The organism is Bradyrhizobium zhengyangense, assembly GCF_022012435.1.
Classification (GTDB): Bacteria; Pseudomonadota; Alphaproteobacteria; order Rhizobiales; family Xanthobacteraceae; genus Bradyrhizobium; species Bradyrhizobium zhengyangense.
Genome location: NZ_JAKLUA010000009.1, coordinates 180,858 through 196,042 on the forward strand (window position 1 = coordinate 180,858; position 15,185 = coordinate 196,042).

Here is a 15,185-nt window from a genome sequence, read left to right on the forward strand (position 1 = left end):
GCCTCTCAGGCCTTGAAACGTCGCAAGACTACCGTTTTCAGGAGGCGCCAAGTCAAGGACAGACAATCGGCAGAATTTCAGCGTTGGTGCCAAACGACAATGAGCGAGACGATCACGCACTTGTCCCGAATTGGGCTCGCGATGCATGCGGCCTGAGCAATACAAAGGCGCAGTGTCAGGTCAAAAAAGACGAGAGGGAGCTCCGCCAAAAGACCGGTTGTCTGCCCCCTCCCTGACTTGGCCGCCACAAGAGTGTAGGGAGGTCCTTTCAGGCATTCGGGCTTTCTAGAATAGCGTGAAAAGCTTCAAAGCCATGATCGGAGTAGGCAAGGCGTTTTGTTGCCTGAGGGCTGTTTTGTTCTCCTGATCTCCTCGTTGAGTCTCTCCTGCCAGCATGTAGACTAGCTTTGCCCCCAATGGCTACATCAGTAGCGGCCCGCCGCGGTGTTGGCGCGAACGGCTCGAAGTGTTAAGGTGCATCAAGACCTCAGCGGGTGGCTTCCGCTTTAAAATAGCCGAGGGGTTCTCGAACCTTGGGCAGCTCCAGATTAGGCAACAGCTTTCAGCTCCTCAATGACGCGGATCAGCTGCGCCGCAGGCTGGGGGTAAGCGATGAAGTAGCCTTGGGCTTGCGTGCAGCGTTGGTCACCAAGAATCCTAAGCTGCTCAGCTGTCTCAACCCCCTCAGCGACAATGGTCATGTCCAAGGCTTGCCCCAACTCGGAAATTGCCCTGACAATCGCCGCCGCGCTCGTCTCGCGGCTGAGATCCTGCACAAAGGATCGGTCGATCTTGATCTTGTCCAATGGGAAGCTCCGCAGATAGCTCAATGCGGAGTAGCCTGTGCCGAAGTCATCTATGGCGATGTGAACTCCTAGCACCCGCAACCTATTGAGAATGTCGCGCGTGATCTCTTCGTCGTGCAGCAGAATGCTCTCGGTAATCTCCAGTTCGAGACGAGACCCATGCAAGCCCGCAGCAGCCAGGGCGCGGGTCACGGACAGTTCCAAGGCTCCGCGCCTGAATTGAACAGACGACAGATTGACCGCAACTCTTACGTCTTGCGGCCATGATGCGGCATCGCGGCAGGCCTGCTGAAGCACCCAATCACCAATCGGAACGATGAGCCCTGTCTCTTCGGCGAGGGGAATAAAGGTCGTAGGGGGTATCGTCCCTTTTTGCGGATGATGCCAGCGTAAGAGCGCTTCGAACGTGACAATCTGCTTGGATTCGATATTCACGATGGGCTGATAAAACAGTTCGAACTCAGATCGTTGCAAAGCCTGGCGAAGGTCTACCTCGAGCTGCAGGCGCTCTTGCAAACGGACGTTCATTTCGTTCTGGAATATTCGATAGGTGCCGCGTCCATCGGACTTTGCCTGATAGAGCGCCACATCGGCATTCTTAATCACTTCGTCTGTTCCGTTTTCGGAGCATGCCGTGATATTTATGCCAATGCTCGTGCCAATCATCACCCGGTGTTCATCGAGGAAGTAGGGTTCGCCAATGGATGCGAGGATTCTCTCAGCGAGGCTGCTGGCGTCCTCAGGATCGGCGGCATCAACCCGCAGAATCGCGAACTCGTCCCCGCCAAGCCGAGCGACGAGGTCTGTCGTCTTGGCGCAAGATTTCAATCGCTGCGCCACCTCAAGCAGCAGGGCATCGCCAACGCCATGTCCAAGCGTATCATTGACGCTTTTGAAGCCATCAAGGTCCAGACACAAAATCGCAATGCGCTTGTGCCGCCCTCGTGTTCCAACCGCGCGCTCCACAAGCTCGTGAAAGCTGCGCCGGTTGGCCAGTCTTGTGAGGGGATCGTGGGCCGCCAGAAATGCAATTTGCGCCTCGTGCAGCTTGCGCTCGGTCACATTCCGGCAGGTGCCTCGATAACCCTGGAATTTACCCCTCGCAAATGTCGGATTGCCGTTGATCTCCAGCCAAAGCTCGTCCCCCGCACGTCCGTCCAAGCAGATTTCGAACCCCCGAAATGGCTTTCGATTGGAAAGAGCCTGCAGATATTCGATCCAGGATTTGCTCGCGAGCGGATTGATCCCCAAGGCCTCCGCCAACTTGATTCCAATTTGGCCGGCCGGCAGCCCGAGGTCTTCCTTGCCGCTTGTAATCGTCAGCTGGTCATCGGTTTCCCAGACGACCTCCGAAGAGGTATCAAGGAAATCGCTCAGGCGTTTGAGCTCGCGCCTCAAACGGTCATTGTCCAATCTAAGCTGCTCGAGCGGGCCGGCTTCGCCAGAGCGACATGATTCTAGCGGGCTAGGCTTTGCTGCAGTCAACCAACAGCGGACATCGTTCATGCAGCTTGCAAGCGCCGCCGCGATAAAGTTGACCGGAAATGCCATTTGCACTGCCCCCAAACAGCGAGGCCGCGATAGTAAGTGGGGGAAGCTGCGAAAAGGTTGCCGGCCTTTGGGGAATTGCGGCGGGGTTAATTGCGGGTTCACGGACCTGCCGAACCACTATGGACAGCGCAAGCCTCGCGAAGTTGATTTATCTTGCAGATATTGCTAACCTGCTTTGCATTTTGGAAAGAATGTTGCATGCGCGACCTGCAAACAGTGCTGATCATCGCGCGGAGCGGCCCTGAATGGGCTGCCATCGCAGACACCTTGTCAGACCAATACGACTACCGCGTTCTTTCCGCCGATTCGGTCGAAAATGCGAGGGCATCCCTGGCCGACGCCCAAGTAGACATTGCTCTCGTCGAGTATGGCGAAGGCAAAGGTCTGAAGTTCCTCGTTGATCTACGAGTATCTCATCCTGACGTGATCCGCATCCTGGCGCTCGAGGCCAAGACCGAGATCGGCCAACGGGAAATGGCGCCCGCCGGCATCTATCAGCTCATCCGTAAGCCGCTGGACGCCAACCAGATTGGACTTATGGTGGAGCGTGGCCTTGAGGCCCGTGAACTTGCCCGTCGACATCGCCTTCTTACACGAGAGTTCAAATTTCCAGCGAATGCCACAGGCATTCACGCAAGGCCCATTCTGCCGATGCAGCCGGAGAGCCGCCGTTTCGAAAAGCTCGTCTACGTCAGTGAAAAACTACACAACCTCAGCGAGCTCGCGCGAAAAGCAGCCAAAACGGAGCTGCCTATCTTGATTCAGGGGGCAACGGGGACGGGCAAAGAGCTTCTCGCTCGCGCCATTCATTACAACTCTGGCCGCCGCGACAGCCCGTTGCTGGTCCAAAACTGCGGGGGGATGTCCGATGAGCTCTTACAATCCGAGCTCTTTGGGCACAAGCGCGGCGCTTTTACGGGCGCTGTCTCAGACCGGCTGGGCCTTTTTCGCGCCGCGGACCGGGGAACGGTATTCCTCGATGAAATATCCGAGGTGTCTTCATCTTTTCAGGTGAGCCTGCTTCGTTTCCTGCAGGAGGGAGAGGTCAAGCCGCTCGGCTCCGACAAGATCGTCACCAGCAATGTCCGCATTATCGCTGCCTCCAACCGTCCTCTCCGCGCGTTGGTCGCCGCGGGCAAATTCCGACAGGATCTCTATTTCCGCCTGCGGGGATTCGAGCTGGAAGTTCCCTCGCTGAGTGATCGCCGAGAGGATATCCCGGTGCTAGCGGAGTTCTTTGCCGCCAAGCACAGCGAGGCGATGGGGCGCAAGATCCTTGGAATTTCTGCAGCCGTTCTCGAAAAGCTCTCCGCTTACGACTTTCCGGGAAACGTTCGAGAACTTGAGAACGAAATCCGCCGCATGGTGTCACTGACGGAGGAGGGGGAGTACGTCACCACCACGCACATGTCGCCCGCTATATTGGCGGCCCCGCCGCGCTCCCGCTTCAAGTCAGCCGGCGGGTACGAGCTGCGGGGCACCACCTTGAAAGAAAAGGTCGAATGCCTCGAAAAGCAAGTTGTCGCCGAAGTGCTGTCGCGGCATCGGTGGAATCAAAGCAAGGCTGCGAACGAACTTGGACTCTCGCGCGTTGGACTTTCCAACAAGATCAAGCGCTATAGCCTCGATGAGGCAGAGTGAGACAGCCGATGGTACGCAACGAAGATCAGTTTAAGAGGGATCCCTCACCCAACCTGGTGCGCTTCCCCCAGTCGCGAGTTTCGCCTGCTCGCAGGACGCCAGCAAAGGATCTCGGGCTGAGCCTGCTTTCCAGAAGGCTCGGTCTGCCGGAGCGCCAATTGACTGGACATTGGTGCAGCCGCTGCGAGGGCATCTGGTACGGTTATCTGCTCGAGGTCGATTGTCCTGCATGTGGCAATCGTCACGGCTGAGTACCGCTGCTCGTCTTCAAAAAATCAGCACCGAACGAGCGATACTTCAGCCTGCCTCAGGGAAGGAGCTTTGGGCACCGTCACCCCGTAACAAGGACTAATGCCAACCCTTGCAATATTTGATGCGCTGCAACGATCATTGCTTACATTGACAAGCTGGTATGCATAGCAAACTTAGTATGCGCGGCGTCACACACCGTAGATCGCCCTGCGAAGTCAGCTGACGCTTAGAATCCTTGAGCTTTTTGAAAATTGCAAGGTACGAGCCGCTCGGCATGGTCCTTGCTACCTCCTTCCGACAAAGATGCCATGCCAGCGCGTCTGATTTGGTGGAGGAAATAGATGACTAATCTTCTTTGGCTCCAGGGGGGAGCGTGCTCCGGCAACACGATGTCGTTTCTCAATGCCGAGGAGCCAAGCGCCTGTGATCTCGTCACAGATTTCGGCATCAACGTCCTATGGCACCCATCGCTCGGCCTTGAGCTCGGCGAGAATCTGAAGAAGCTTCTCAACGCGCTGACATCAGGACAGATGCCGCTCGATATTTTCGTGTTCGAGGGCACGGTGGTCAACGCGCCGAATGGCACTGGCGAATGGAATCGCTTTGCGGGCCGCCCGATGAAAGATTGGGTCACCGATCTTGCCAAGGTCGCCGGCTATACTGTCGCGATTGGCGACTGTGCAACATATGGCGGTATTCCCGCGACTGCTCCCAATCCGTCAGAAAGCCAAGGACTACAATTTCTCAAACGTCAGCAAGGTGGCTATCTCGGCACAAGCTACCGATCAAAGGCAGGCTTGCCCGTCATCAACATACCGGGATGCCCAGCCCATCCGGATTGGATCACGCAAATTGTCGTCGCGGTGGCGACCGGCAGAGGTGCTGAACTCTCGCTCGACGAGTTTCAACGCCCAAAGACGTTTTTCACGAGCTTCACCCAGACCGGCTGTACGCGGAACATGCATTTTGCCTATAAGGTCTCAGCCACGGAATATGGCCAGCGAAAGGGGTGCCTGTTCTACGATCTCGGCTGCCGTGGACCGATGACGCATTCACCCTGCAACCGCATTCTCTGGAATCGGCAATCGTCGAAGACCCGAGCAGGCATGCCGTGCATGGGCTGTACCGAGCCGGAATTTCCGTTCTTTGAGCTGGCCCCCGGGACGGTATTCAAGACCCAGACTCTGATGGGCGTGCCCAAGGATCTGCCGTCCGGCGTTGACAAAGCCGGTTACGTCAAGCTGACCGCGGCCGCGAAAGCCGCCTCACCAGCATGGGCCGAGGAAGACATCTTCGTCGTCTGACGAGTGTCCTGCTCACAGACCTGTCGCTCAACCATCAGTCATCAGGAACCGATTCACATGCCAAGCGCAGTGCAAACTCTGGACATTTCGCCGGTCGGCCGGGTCGAAGGCGATCTCGACGTGCGTGTCAACATCCAGGATGGGGTCGTGGTCGACGCCTGGACCCAAGCGGAGCTGTTTCGCGGTTTCGAAATCATTCTGCGTGACAAGGATCCCCAAGCCGGCCTCGTTGTCACACCGCGCGCCTGCGGCATTTGCGGCGCCTCGCATCTGACCTGCGCCGCATGGGCGCTCGATACGGCCTGGCAGACCGAGGTGCCACGCAACGCCATCCTGGCCCGAAATCTCGGCCAGCTCGTCGAGAGTCTGCAGAGCCTTCCGCGCCATCACTACGGGCTCTTCATGATCGACTACACTCACAAGAATTATTCGAGCTCGAAATATTATAAAGAGGCGGTGAGGCGCTACGCTCCCTTCACCGGCGCAAATTACGAAATCGGCGTGACGATTTCTGGCAAGCCCGTCGAAATCTATGCTCTGCTGGGCGGGCAATGGCCCCACTCGAGCTACATGGTACCGGGCGGGGTGATGTGTGCCCCGACGCTCACCGACGTGACGCGCGCCTGGTCGATCCTCGAGTATTTCCGCCGCGAATGGATGGAAAAGATATGGCTAGGCTGCTCGCTCGAGCGGTACGAACAAATCAAAAGCTATGACGATTTCATGGCCTGGCTTGATGAAACGCCGCACCACGCCAATTCTGATCTGGGCATGTTCTGGCGGATGAGCATCGATTGCGGCATGGACAAGTATGGTCAAGGTCACGGCCGCTTCGTGTCCTGGGGATACCTTCCCCACGAGGACAAGTATCAGAAACCGACGATCGAAGGCCGCAACGCCGCGGTCATCATGAAGAGCGGCGTCTACGATGGCCGTAGCGATACGTTCAAGCTCATGGACCAGAACTTTACGCGCGAAGACACAGCCCATGCTTGGTACGATGAGCCGGGTGGGCTGCATCCGTTTGACCGCAAGACTGTACCGACCCAGAAGAACGCCGTCGACATGGGTGGAAAGTATTCCTGGGCCACCGCCGTGTGTCACGATGAAAGCGGCCGGCTCGAAGCTGGGCCGCTATCGCGGCAGCTGATCGCAGGCGGCAAGCACGGCGAGAGCTGGCAACATTACGATCCGCTGGTCCTTGATATGTACAAGAAGCTGGGGGGCGCCAGCGTCATGCTCAGGCACTTCGCCCGCATGCACGAAGGTGTCAAGTTATACCGGCAAGCTGAACACGCGCTTCGTGAGTTTCGGCTGAACGACCCGTGGTATATCAAGCCCAACGAGCGCGACGGGCGCGGCTGGGGCGCCACAGAGGCAATCCGAGGAGCGCTGTGCCATTGGATCGACGTCAAGGACGGCAAGATCAAGAACTACCAGATCATTGCGCCGACTACCTGGAATGTTGGACCGCGGGCGGCGGACGGCACCCGAGGACCGATGGAGCAGGCCTTGATCGGCTCGCCTATCAAGGATCCGAGCGATCCCGTTGAAGTCGGCCATGTCTGCCGCTCCTATGATTCGTGCTTGGTTTGCACGGTCCACGCGCACGACGCAAAGACAGGAGAGGAACTGGCGCGCTTTAGAACAGCCTGACCGCAAACTCGCTCGAGTCACTGGATTGCATCAACAGGCTTCGTTTGGTCATTCTCGCAGGCCGAGCGAACCACGGTGGATCACTACGTCAAAAGGCGCGTCGCACAATGGCGTCCGAAAACGGGGCTACCCTGAAAGCCATCGCCGATATGCTTGCGGATGGGCTCGAAACGCAAGTCGAGCCCTTTCCCGAGACGGACAAGGAATTTGCGGAAATTTTGCTGCAGCTGCGTCAGCTCGATACGAAGGACCTCAAGGCCAAACTCGTGATCTCGGGGTTCCTCGACCATCCTTACGGACCTGACAGGCAACGCTGCCTGGAATGCATGTACTATCTCGTGCACCGCAAATGGTGCGATCTGCCAGAGCTGTCTGTGCCTGTCGAGCCGGACTGGTGGTGCCGGCTATGGCGCATCTAGCTTCTCACCCGAGGCGCTCGTCATGGCCTCCGCCAGCGATGAAAGCTTACGTTCCCGCATCATCGGTCTCCTGACCTCTGGTCTTGCCACGGACGTGTATCCGCGCGCAGACAGCCATGAGCAAGTTCAGCGGCTTGTCTGCGACCTTCGCCTTGCAGGCGATGATCTGGAGGCTAAGCTCAAGCTCGCGGGGTTTACCTCATATCCGATTGAGCACGCCGGCATTACGCAGCTTTGCGAAACTTGCATGTACTACAAGGTGCACCAGCGCTTCTGCGAGCTGCCGGAACTGAATGTGCCGGTCGAACCCGATTGGTCCTGTAAGCTCTGGCGCATCTGATGCGCCTCATGGAAAGGGCACGCCGTGATTGCCGTGGTTGCTTGTGGAAATCCAAATCGTTCCGACGACGGCGCCGGTCTTGCTGTTCTCGGGCAGCTCAAAGATCGGGGGTTCGGACAGAATGCTGACATTCGTCTGCTCGACGCTGGCACCGACGGGATGGCGGCGATGTTCGCTGCGCGGGGCTGCCGAACGCTGATTATCGTCGATGCCTGCAGATCCGGCTCCGAGCCGGGCGCAATCTTCGAGGTCCCAGGACACGAATTGACCAAACCTTATGGAGGTGGACTTAATCTGCACGACTTTCGCTGGGAGCACGCACTTTTCGCCGGAAAGGCGATATTTCGCGATGCGTTTCCCGACGATGTCATCGTATTTCTGATCGAGGCAGAGCAACTCGATCTTGGTCTGTCGCTATCTTGTCGTGTATCGCAGGCGGTCATGAAGGTCGCCGCTAGGATCGAAGAGTTGCTGCGAACGCCCCAGGAGGCCGTGCCGGTGGGCTGATGCCAAATCTTGCGGTCACCATCAAAGACGGCTCGCTCTACTTTTCTGCCGCGCTCTGCAGACGCTTCTTCGATGGCCTTCAATGCGTCATCCTGCTCCGACGAGACAACGATCTTTGCATCCTGCCAGTCCGTCACCAGGCGGGCGGTGGATATCTGTTGAAGATGCGCAACATCGCTGGTGATCGCGTGGTGCATGCACCCGACTTCTTCAGCGAGCACAATGTCCCGATAGACGTCCGCGAGTTCGCAGCCGAATGGTCCTCCGCTGACCAAGCTCTCATCATCGCGCATGCGTTCGATTTGTAAACTTTCTTTACATTTCGCTTATTGAGTAGACAGACTGAAAATTTGGCTGCAAGATTGATCCGCATCAATGACGCGCGGCAAATCAAGCGCTCGGTCCGGGAGGACACCTTGGCGGCAGGCCTTCTGAGCGAACAGGTACGCGCAGCCTTGCAAGCAGCGGAGGCCGAGACGGCTACGCCGGCCGAGCGAGCCGAGATGCTCATGGAGATCGGAATAGGGCTGCAAACGAGGCCCAAGTCGCCGGATGAGATCAACTCCGCAATAGAACTCTACGACAAAGCCCTGACCGTCTGTCCCGGTGAGCTGGCTTTGCTGCGATCTCGTATTCTGGCGCGCAAAGCAACGGCGCTGCAGGCGATGCCCGAGCAGGGCACAAAGTCAATCGAGCTCGCTCGGTCCATCTTCGAAGCCATCATGCCAGAGCTCACTCAACTCGCAACGCTTGAAGAAACCGCGGAAGCCGAGATGAATCTCGGGCTGTGCATCCAAAGCCTCGCTGCCGTTGGCCGCGCAAAGATCTCTGAGGCGATAGCAGCCTATCAACGCGCCCTTCGTACCTTCACTCGAACGAGCCACCCCAAAGAGTACGCCATTCTTCAGAACAATTTGGCGACGGCCTTTCTCTCCATGCCGATGACCGATCAGCGCGGCAAAATGCGAGAGGCTCTTGCTGTTCAAGCCTTCGAGGAAGCGCTCAAAGTCGTGACTCTCGTCGATGATCCTGTCGAATACGCGATGTTGCAGAACAACCTCGGCAATGCCCTCCAATATGTCGCCTCGAGCCACGTGCTCGAGAATAATCTTCGCGCGCTTGAGGCCTATGACGAGGCACTTAAGGTCCGCACCCGCGAGACGATGCCGATCGAGTACGCGAACACCATCTCGAACAAGGCAAACTGCCTGTGGAATCTGCCCGGTCATGCCTCGAACTCGGAAACCGGCAGGGGCATCAATCTCTCAATGGCCCTCGTCTATTACAGAGAGGCGCGCGAAATATTCCTGGCCCATGGAGATCCCGGTCGCGCTCAGATCGTCAGCGAGGCCTCCATGCAGATCGAGCGCGAGCTGATGGAGCTGTCGGCGCTTCTCGATCGACCTACCACCCTGCATTCCTAGCAAATCTGGATCGAAGGAGTTCTTGCAAATGAGCGTGTCACTTACTCCGGCAATATTCGCCTTAAGTCTCGGTCTGGCGATGATTGCATCAATCGCAGGAGGAATGGTCGGCGGCCTCATCGTCGGCGGAAAAGTGCTCGGAAATGAGCTCGCAGCGCTGCTCGGTGGTTTCTACGGCCCGTTGGCTGGAATTGCCGGCGTTTTCGTCGGCCTTATCGCTCTTTCGATCATCGCTTGAGGAAGATGACATGTGGGCAATGACACAGAACTCCATCTTGTTGTTCTTCCGCGGAAAGCTTTTCGCAGACCCAGCCAAGGCTTACCGGCAAATTGCGATCGGGGTGGCGGTCACAGCCATGCTGCTCATCATTCTTACGCTGGTCGGGGCGCCGATATGGGCGGCTTCAGCCCTGGCAGCAGCAATTGGTGGGGGCTTGCAGCCTTATCTCTTCCGAAACCTCCGCTATAGGTGAGGAGCGCGGCCGGCGCGAGATCGCATGAACGCTCACGAATCGACACCAACACTTCGGGAGGATCTCGCCGGCTTTGTCGGCGATATCGAGCGGTTGGAAACGGTCGTGGCGACCTGGGATGAAACGCAGCGGGGCGTCGTTTCCGCCTACAAGATCGCGATCGAAGCGCTCAATGCGGAAGCGTTCCGGCGCCTGATACGTGCCTTGAAGGCCGATCCCGCCGCGCTGGCCGCCATGAAGAGCGCAGCTTCGGACGAGCTCGTCTACGCGGTGCTGCGGCGCTACAACCTCTTGAGGGCGGCCCTCAACGAGCGGGTCGAGCAGGCACTCGAAAGCGTCCGGCCGATGCTGAAATCGCATGGTGGGGATGTCGAACTCGTCTCGGTTCGCCCGCCGGCAGTGGAGGTTCGGTTCAAGGGAGCCTGCGACGGCTGTCCCGCCTCGGCGCTGACATTCCATGCCGGCGTGAAGAAGGCGCTTCAGGATGTCTGCCCCGAGATCACCGACGTTATTCAGGTCAAGGGGCTGGCCGCGGCGAGCGAAGGCGGCGTTCGGTTCATCAGCCCCTTCGCGCTGAATGCGGAAGGACAGTGGATACCGGCGGGAGCTTGGGCGGATTTTCCGGAGGGCTTGGTCCGCGCGATGGAATTGGGCGGACGCAAGATCATCCTGTCACGTAGTGGGGAATCGATCTCCTGTTTCGAGAATGCCTGCGCGCATCTCGGCCTTCCGATCCATGATGGCGAGGTGCAGGGCGGCATCATCACCTGTCCCTATCATGGGTTCAGATACGACCTCGCCAGTGGCGAATGCCTGACCGCGCCTGAGGTGCAACTGCAGCCGCACGCGGTCAGGATCATCGGAACCAGGGTTGAAGTGAGGATAACGGCATAGCCATGATCACTTCAGCCGCAACCATTCGCTTGGACCGACCGCGCGCTAGGATGCGCGACAACCACGTGCCACGCCGGTTTCTCTCGCCGGCCGGCGCCCGCGTGATTCTGGGTGGAGAGGTCACGCCGGACGGACTTGTGCAATCGATCGTTCCGTCGGCCCAGACGTTGTTCGGCCCGCGTGGGGTGTGTCTCGACAAGAACGGGCCCATGTTCGTCTGCGACAGTGGCCATCATCGGCTGCTGATCTGGAGCCGCTGTCCGTCCTCCGATCAAGCGCCCGCCGATATTCTGATCGGTCAATCCGACTTCTCGCGCGAGGGCCGCAACGCCAAGCGCGACATCGGCCCCGACACGCTCAACTTCCCGACCGGCGTCGCTGCCGCAGACGGCATCCTGGCCGTGGCGGATGCATGGAATCACCGGATCCTGATCTGGAATCGCTATCCATCCGCCTCGAACCAGCCCGCCGATGTGGTTCTAGGTCAGGCGGACTTCGTCTCAGGCCTAGCCAATCGCGGAAGAGCGGTGTCTCGCTCCGACACACTGAATTGGTGCTACGGGGTCGCGATCTTCCAGGGCAGGCTGATCGTCTGCGACACCGGAAATCGCCGCGTTCTGATCTGGAACGGCATTCCGACCGCCAACGGCACGCCGGCCGATCTGGTCCTCGGCCAAAGAGACTTCGTCACCCGTGATGACAATGCCGGCGGCGACGTCTGTGCCACCAGCATGCGGTGGCCGCACGGCATCGCCTGCCATGACGGCGCACTCGCGATCTCGGACGCGGGCAACAATCGCGTCATGGTATGGCGCCATTTCCCCACCGTCAGCGGGACGCCGTGCGATTTCGTGCTGGGCCAGGACGATTTCGCGGGCGTCGATCACAATCGCAGCTCGTACGATCCATCCTCGAGCGCGATGAGCATGCCCTATGGTCTCGTCATCTGGGATGGCCAGCTCGTGGTCTGCGATACCGCAAATTCGCGGCTGCTTGGCTTCCATCTCCAGGACCTCGCCATGGATGCGCCGGCCACAGGGCTGGCGGCCCAGAACGGCTTTGCCGACAAAGGTGACAATCGCTGGCGCGCGGCAAGTCGCGACAGCCTGTGCTGGCCTTATGCTGCTTCGGCAGTCGGTCGGACTCTGGCGATCGCCGACACCGGCAACAACCGGATCCTGATCTGGGACAAAACACCATGAGCAGGCTCAACCTCGCCGCGCCGCAGAACCCTGTCGAGGTCGTTGAAATCCGGTTTCGCGGACGTGTGCAGGGCGTCGGCTTCCGGCCGGCGGTCTGGCGCCACGCGCGGGAACTGCGGCTTGGCGGCGAGGTGCTGAATGACGGAGAAGGCGTTCTGGTTCGCGTGCAGGGAGAACGGGCGATCATTGACATGCTCGTCGACCGCATCGCTGGCGATCCGCCGCCGCTGAGCCAGATCGAGGCAATCGAGATCACCGCCTATGCGGGCGTGCTGCGCGACGATTTTGCGATAGTCGAGAGCGCACATGGCGGGGCTCATACCGAGATTTCACCTGACGCGGCGCTCTGTGCCGATTGCGCGCGCGAAACCACCGATCCCTTTGCGCGCCGCTTCCGCTACCCCTTCACCAATTGCACCAATTGCGGGCCGCGGCTGAGCATCGTCGACGGCATCCCCTACGATCGCGCCAAGACCGCGATGTCGCCGTTTGCAATGTGCGCCGACTGCGCCCGCGAATACCGCGACCCTTCCGACCGGCGGTTTCACGCCGAACCGATCGCCTGCCATGCCTGCGGGCCCAAGGCGAAGCTGGTCAGGCTCGACGGGCGTCACTTTACCTTCGAGCAGTTTTCCATGCTTGACGATGTGGATGCGGCGTGCAGCCTGATCCAGAAGGGCGAAATCGTCGCCGTCAAAGGGCTCGGCGGCTACCAGCTCGCCTGTGACGCCACCCAGGCCGACACGGTCAGGAGGCTGCGCAAACTGAAACAGCGGGACGGCAAGCCGTTTGCCCTGATGGCCAGGGACGTTGACGTTATCCGCCGGTTCTGCGATCTCGCCGAACACGAGTTGGTCGCGTTGACAAGCCCGGCGGCCCCCATCGTGCTCCTGCATGCGAATGGGCCGGAGCACCTGCCTGACGAGATTGCACCGGGATTGCGGACGCTCGGTTTCATGCTGCCGACGACGCCGCTGCATGTCTTGCTGCTGCGGCGGATGGACCGGCCGGTCGTCATGACCAGCGGCAATTTGTCGAGCGAGCCGCAGGTGACGGGCGATACGGAGATGACGGAGCGCCTCGCGGGGATTGCGACGTTCGCGCTCACCCACGATCGGCGCATCGCCAACCGTGTCGACGATTCTGTGGTCCGGGTGGTGGCGGGCGGGCCGCGGCTCCTGCGTCGCGCCAGAGGATACGCACCGGCGCCGATCGCCCTGCCCAGGGGGTTCGCGAAAGCGCCCGATCTGCTCGCCATGGGCGGGGAGCTGAAGGCCACGTTCTGTTTGCTCAAGGACGGCGCTGCGATCCTGTCCCAGCATCAGGGCGACCTGGAGGATGTCGCGACATTCGACGATTACAGGAAGAACCTATCGCTCTATGCCGCGCTCTTCGAGCACGAGCCTACGGCAGTGATCGCCGACATGCACCCCGAATATCTGTCCTCCAAGCTCGCGCGCGAGCACCTGGCGGGCGGGACGCTGCCTTTGATGGAGGTGCAGCATCATCACGCCCATGTGGCGGCCTGTCTTGCCGAGAACGGATATGCGCTCGACGGCCGTCCGGTCCTCGGGATCGTTCTCGATGGTCTCGGATGGGGCGAGGACGCGACGTTCTGGGGCGGCGAGTTCATGCTCGCCGACTATGTCGGCTACACGCGGGCCGGTACGTTCAAGCCGATCCCGATGCTTGGCGGCGTCCAGGCCGTGCGCGAGCCCTGGCGCAATCTCTATGCGCATCTCATGGCGGAGATGAGCTGGGCCGAGCTGACAATGAATTTCGCCGAGCTCGAGCTCCATTCATATTTGGCGGCAAAGCCGCGCGCGCTGCTGGATTCGATGGCGCGCAACCGCATCAACGCTCCGCCAGCATCATCCTGCGGGCGCTTGTTCGACGCCATGGCCGCCGCCCTCGATGTCTGCCGGGACGCGCAGAGCTATGAGGGCGAGGCGGCGGCGCGGCTGGAAGCCATGGTCGACGAGAAAACTCTCGCCGATGAAGACGAGGCGCTGGCCTATCCGCTGACGATCCCCAATCTCGCCGGCACGGGTTTGCCCTATATCGAGCCGCTCGCGATGTGGCATGCGGTGCTGGGTGACCTGATCCTGAAGACACCGGCGCCGGTGATGGCTGCACGGTTCCACAAGGGGCTGGCCAAGTCCATCGCCGCCATGACACGCAAGCTCGCCGGCTCCCCCGAGGACGGCGAGCGACGCTTCTCGACCGTCGCGCTCACCGGCGGCTGCTTCCAGAACCGCATCCTATTCGAGGAGGTGGTGCGCCGGCTGGAGCGCGAGCAGTTCACTGTGCTGTCACATGCGCGCGTTCCGTCCAACGATGGCGGACTTGCTCTCGGCCAAGCCGTCATTGGAGCTGCGCATCTGATGAAATCAAACAAAGACTTCAGGGAAGGAAAGCCGTCATGTGTCTCGGTATTCCCGGGCGGATCGTAAGGATCGACGACGAAGCGAGAAAGCTTGCGACCGTCGACGTCAGCGGCGTCAAGCGGCAGGTCAACATCGCCTGCATCGTCAGCGAGGATCATCCGCCGTCGGCCTGCCTCGGCGACTGGGTGCTCGTCCATGTCGGATTCGCGATGAGCCGGATCGACGAGGAAGAAGCCGCGCAAACGCTCAAGATTCTCACAGAACTGGGTGAAGCACAGGCTGAAATCGAAGCCATGAAGCGTTCGGCAGCTGAGCCGGGAGGGTAGCGC

The 15,185-nt window shown here is 59.6% G+C and carries 15 protein-coding genes; 14 read left to right on the forward strand and 1 reads right to left on the reverse strand.

Annotation, left to right across the window (positions count from 1 at the left end):
* Positions 1–548 precede the first annotated feature (548 nt).
* A complete protein-coding gene (locus L6637_RS26040; protein ID WP_128930100.1) occupies positions 549–2,357 on the reverse strand; it encodes a putative bifunctional diguanylate cyclase/phosphodiesterase in 1,809 nt (602 codons plus the stop codon).
* A gap of 198 nt (positions 2,358–2,555) precedes the next feature.
* Here L6637_RS26040 and L6637_RS26045 point away from each other — a divergent pair, with 198 nt between their 5' ends.
* The 14 genes from L6637_RS26045 to L6637_RS26110 all read left to right on the forward strand — a co-directional run bounded on the left by L6637_RS26045 (position 2,556) and on the right by L6637_RS26110 (position 15,182).
* Positions 2,556–3,998, forward strand: coding sequence for a sigma-54 dependent transcriptional regulator (locus tag L6637_RS26045; protein WP_128930101.1), 1,443 nt, complete (start codon positions 2,556–2,558; stop codon positions 3,996–3,998).
* Between the two features lie 593 nt (positions 3,999–4,591).
* The gene (locus L6637_RS26050; RefSeq protein WP_128930103.1) at positions 4,592–5,554 is read left to right on the forward strand and encodes an NADH-quinone oxidoreductase subunit B family protein; all 963 of its coding nucleotides are present in this window, start codon (positions 4,592–4,594) and stop codon (positions 5,552–5,554) included.
* Positions 5,555–5,611: 57 nt separating this feature from the next.
* Positions 5,612–7,210, forward strand: a complete 1,599-nt coding sequence (locus L6637_RS26055; protein WP_128930104.1) for a nickel-dependent hydrogenase large subunit — start codon at positions 5,612–5,614, stop codon at positions 7,208–7,210.
* A gap of 107 nt (positions 7,211–7,317) precedes the next feature.
* Positions 7,318–7,629 carry a hypothetical protein gene (locus L6637_RS26060; RefSeq protein ID WP_128930105.1) on the forward strand — a complete coding sequence of 104 codons (312 nt, stop codon included), beginning with the start codon at positions 7,318–7,320 and terminating at the stop codon, positions 7,627–7,629.
* A 22-nt stretch (positions 7,630–7,651) separates the two neighbouring features.
* Positions 7,652–7,969 (forward strand): hypothetical protein, encoded by a 318-nt coding sequence (locus L6637_RS26065; RefSeq protein ID WP_128930106.1) that lies wholly within the window; start codon positions 7,652–7,654, stop codon positions 7,967–7,969.
* Between the two features lie 24 nt (positions 7,970–7,993).
* Positions 7,994–8,476 carry a hydrogenase maturation protease gene (locus tag L6637_RS26070; RefSeq protein ID WP_128930107.1) on the forward strand — a complete coding sequence of 161 codons (483 nt, stop codon included), beginning with the start codon at positions 7,994–7,996 and terminating at the stop codon, positions 8,474–8,476.
* Positions 8,476–8,784 (forward strand): hypothetical protein, encoded by a 309-nt coding sequence (locus L6637_RS26075; protein ID WP_128930108.1) that lies wholly within the window; start codon positions 8,476–8,478, stop codon positions 8,782–8,784. Before L6637_RS26070 ends, L6637_RS26075 begins: the two co-directional genes overlap by 1 nt.
* 54 nt (positions 8,785–8,838) lie before the next feature.
* Positions 8,839–9,900 (forward strand): tetratricopeptide repeat protein, encoded by a 1,062-nt coding sequence (locus L6637_RS26080; RefSeq protein WP_232995559.1) that lies wholly within the window; start codon positions 8,839–8,841, stop codon positions 9,898–9,900.
* A gap of 28 nt (positions 9,901–9,928) precedes the next feature.
* Positions 9,929–10,138 (forward strand): hypothetical protein, encoded by a 210-nt coding sequence (locus L6637_RS26085; RefSeq protein ID WP_128930109.1) that lies wholly within the window; start codon positions 9,929–9,931, stop codon positions 10,136–10,138.
* A 10-nt stretch (positions 10,139–10,148) separates the two neighbouring features.
* A complete protein-coding gene (locus tag L6637_RS26090) occupies positions 10,149–10,373 on the forward strand; it encodes a hypothetical protein (protein ID WP_128930110.1) in 225 nt (74 codons plus the stop codon).
* A gap of 24 nt (positions 10,374–10,397) precedes the next feature.
* Entirely contained in the window at positions 10,398–11,267 is an 870-nt protein-coding gene (locus L6637_RS26095; RefSeq protein WP_128930111.1) for a NifU family protein, read from the forward strand.
* 65 nt (positions 11,268–11,332) lie between these two features.
* Positions 11,333–12,469 carry an NHL repeat-containing protein gene (locus tag L6637_RS26100; RefSeq protein ID WP_232995560.1) on the forward strand — a complete coding sequence of 379 codons (1,137 nt, stop codon included), beginning with the start codon at positions 11,333–11,335 and terminating at the stop codon, positions 12,467–12,469.
* Positions 12,466–14,922, forward strand: coding sequence for a carbamoyltransferase HypF (gene hypF / locus L6637_RS26105; RefSeq protein WP_128955153.1), 2,457 nt, complete (start codon positions 12,466–12,468; stop codon positions 14,920–14,922). The genes L6637_RS26100 and hypF overlap by 4 nt, the downstream gene beginning before the upstream one ends.
* Positions 14,892–15,182, forward strand: coding sequence for a HypC/HybG/HupF family hydrogenase formation chaperone (locus tag L6637_RS26110; protein WP_128930114.1), 291 nt, complete (start codon positions 14,892–14,894; stop codon positions 15,180–15,182). Before hypF ends, L6637_RS26110 begins: the two co-directional genes overlap by 31 nt.
* Positions 15,183–15,185 lie beyond the last annotated feature (3 nt).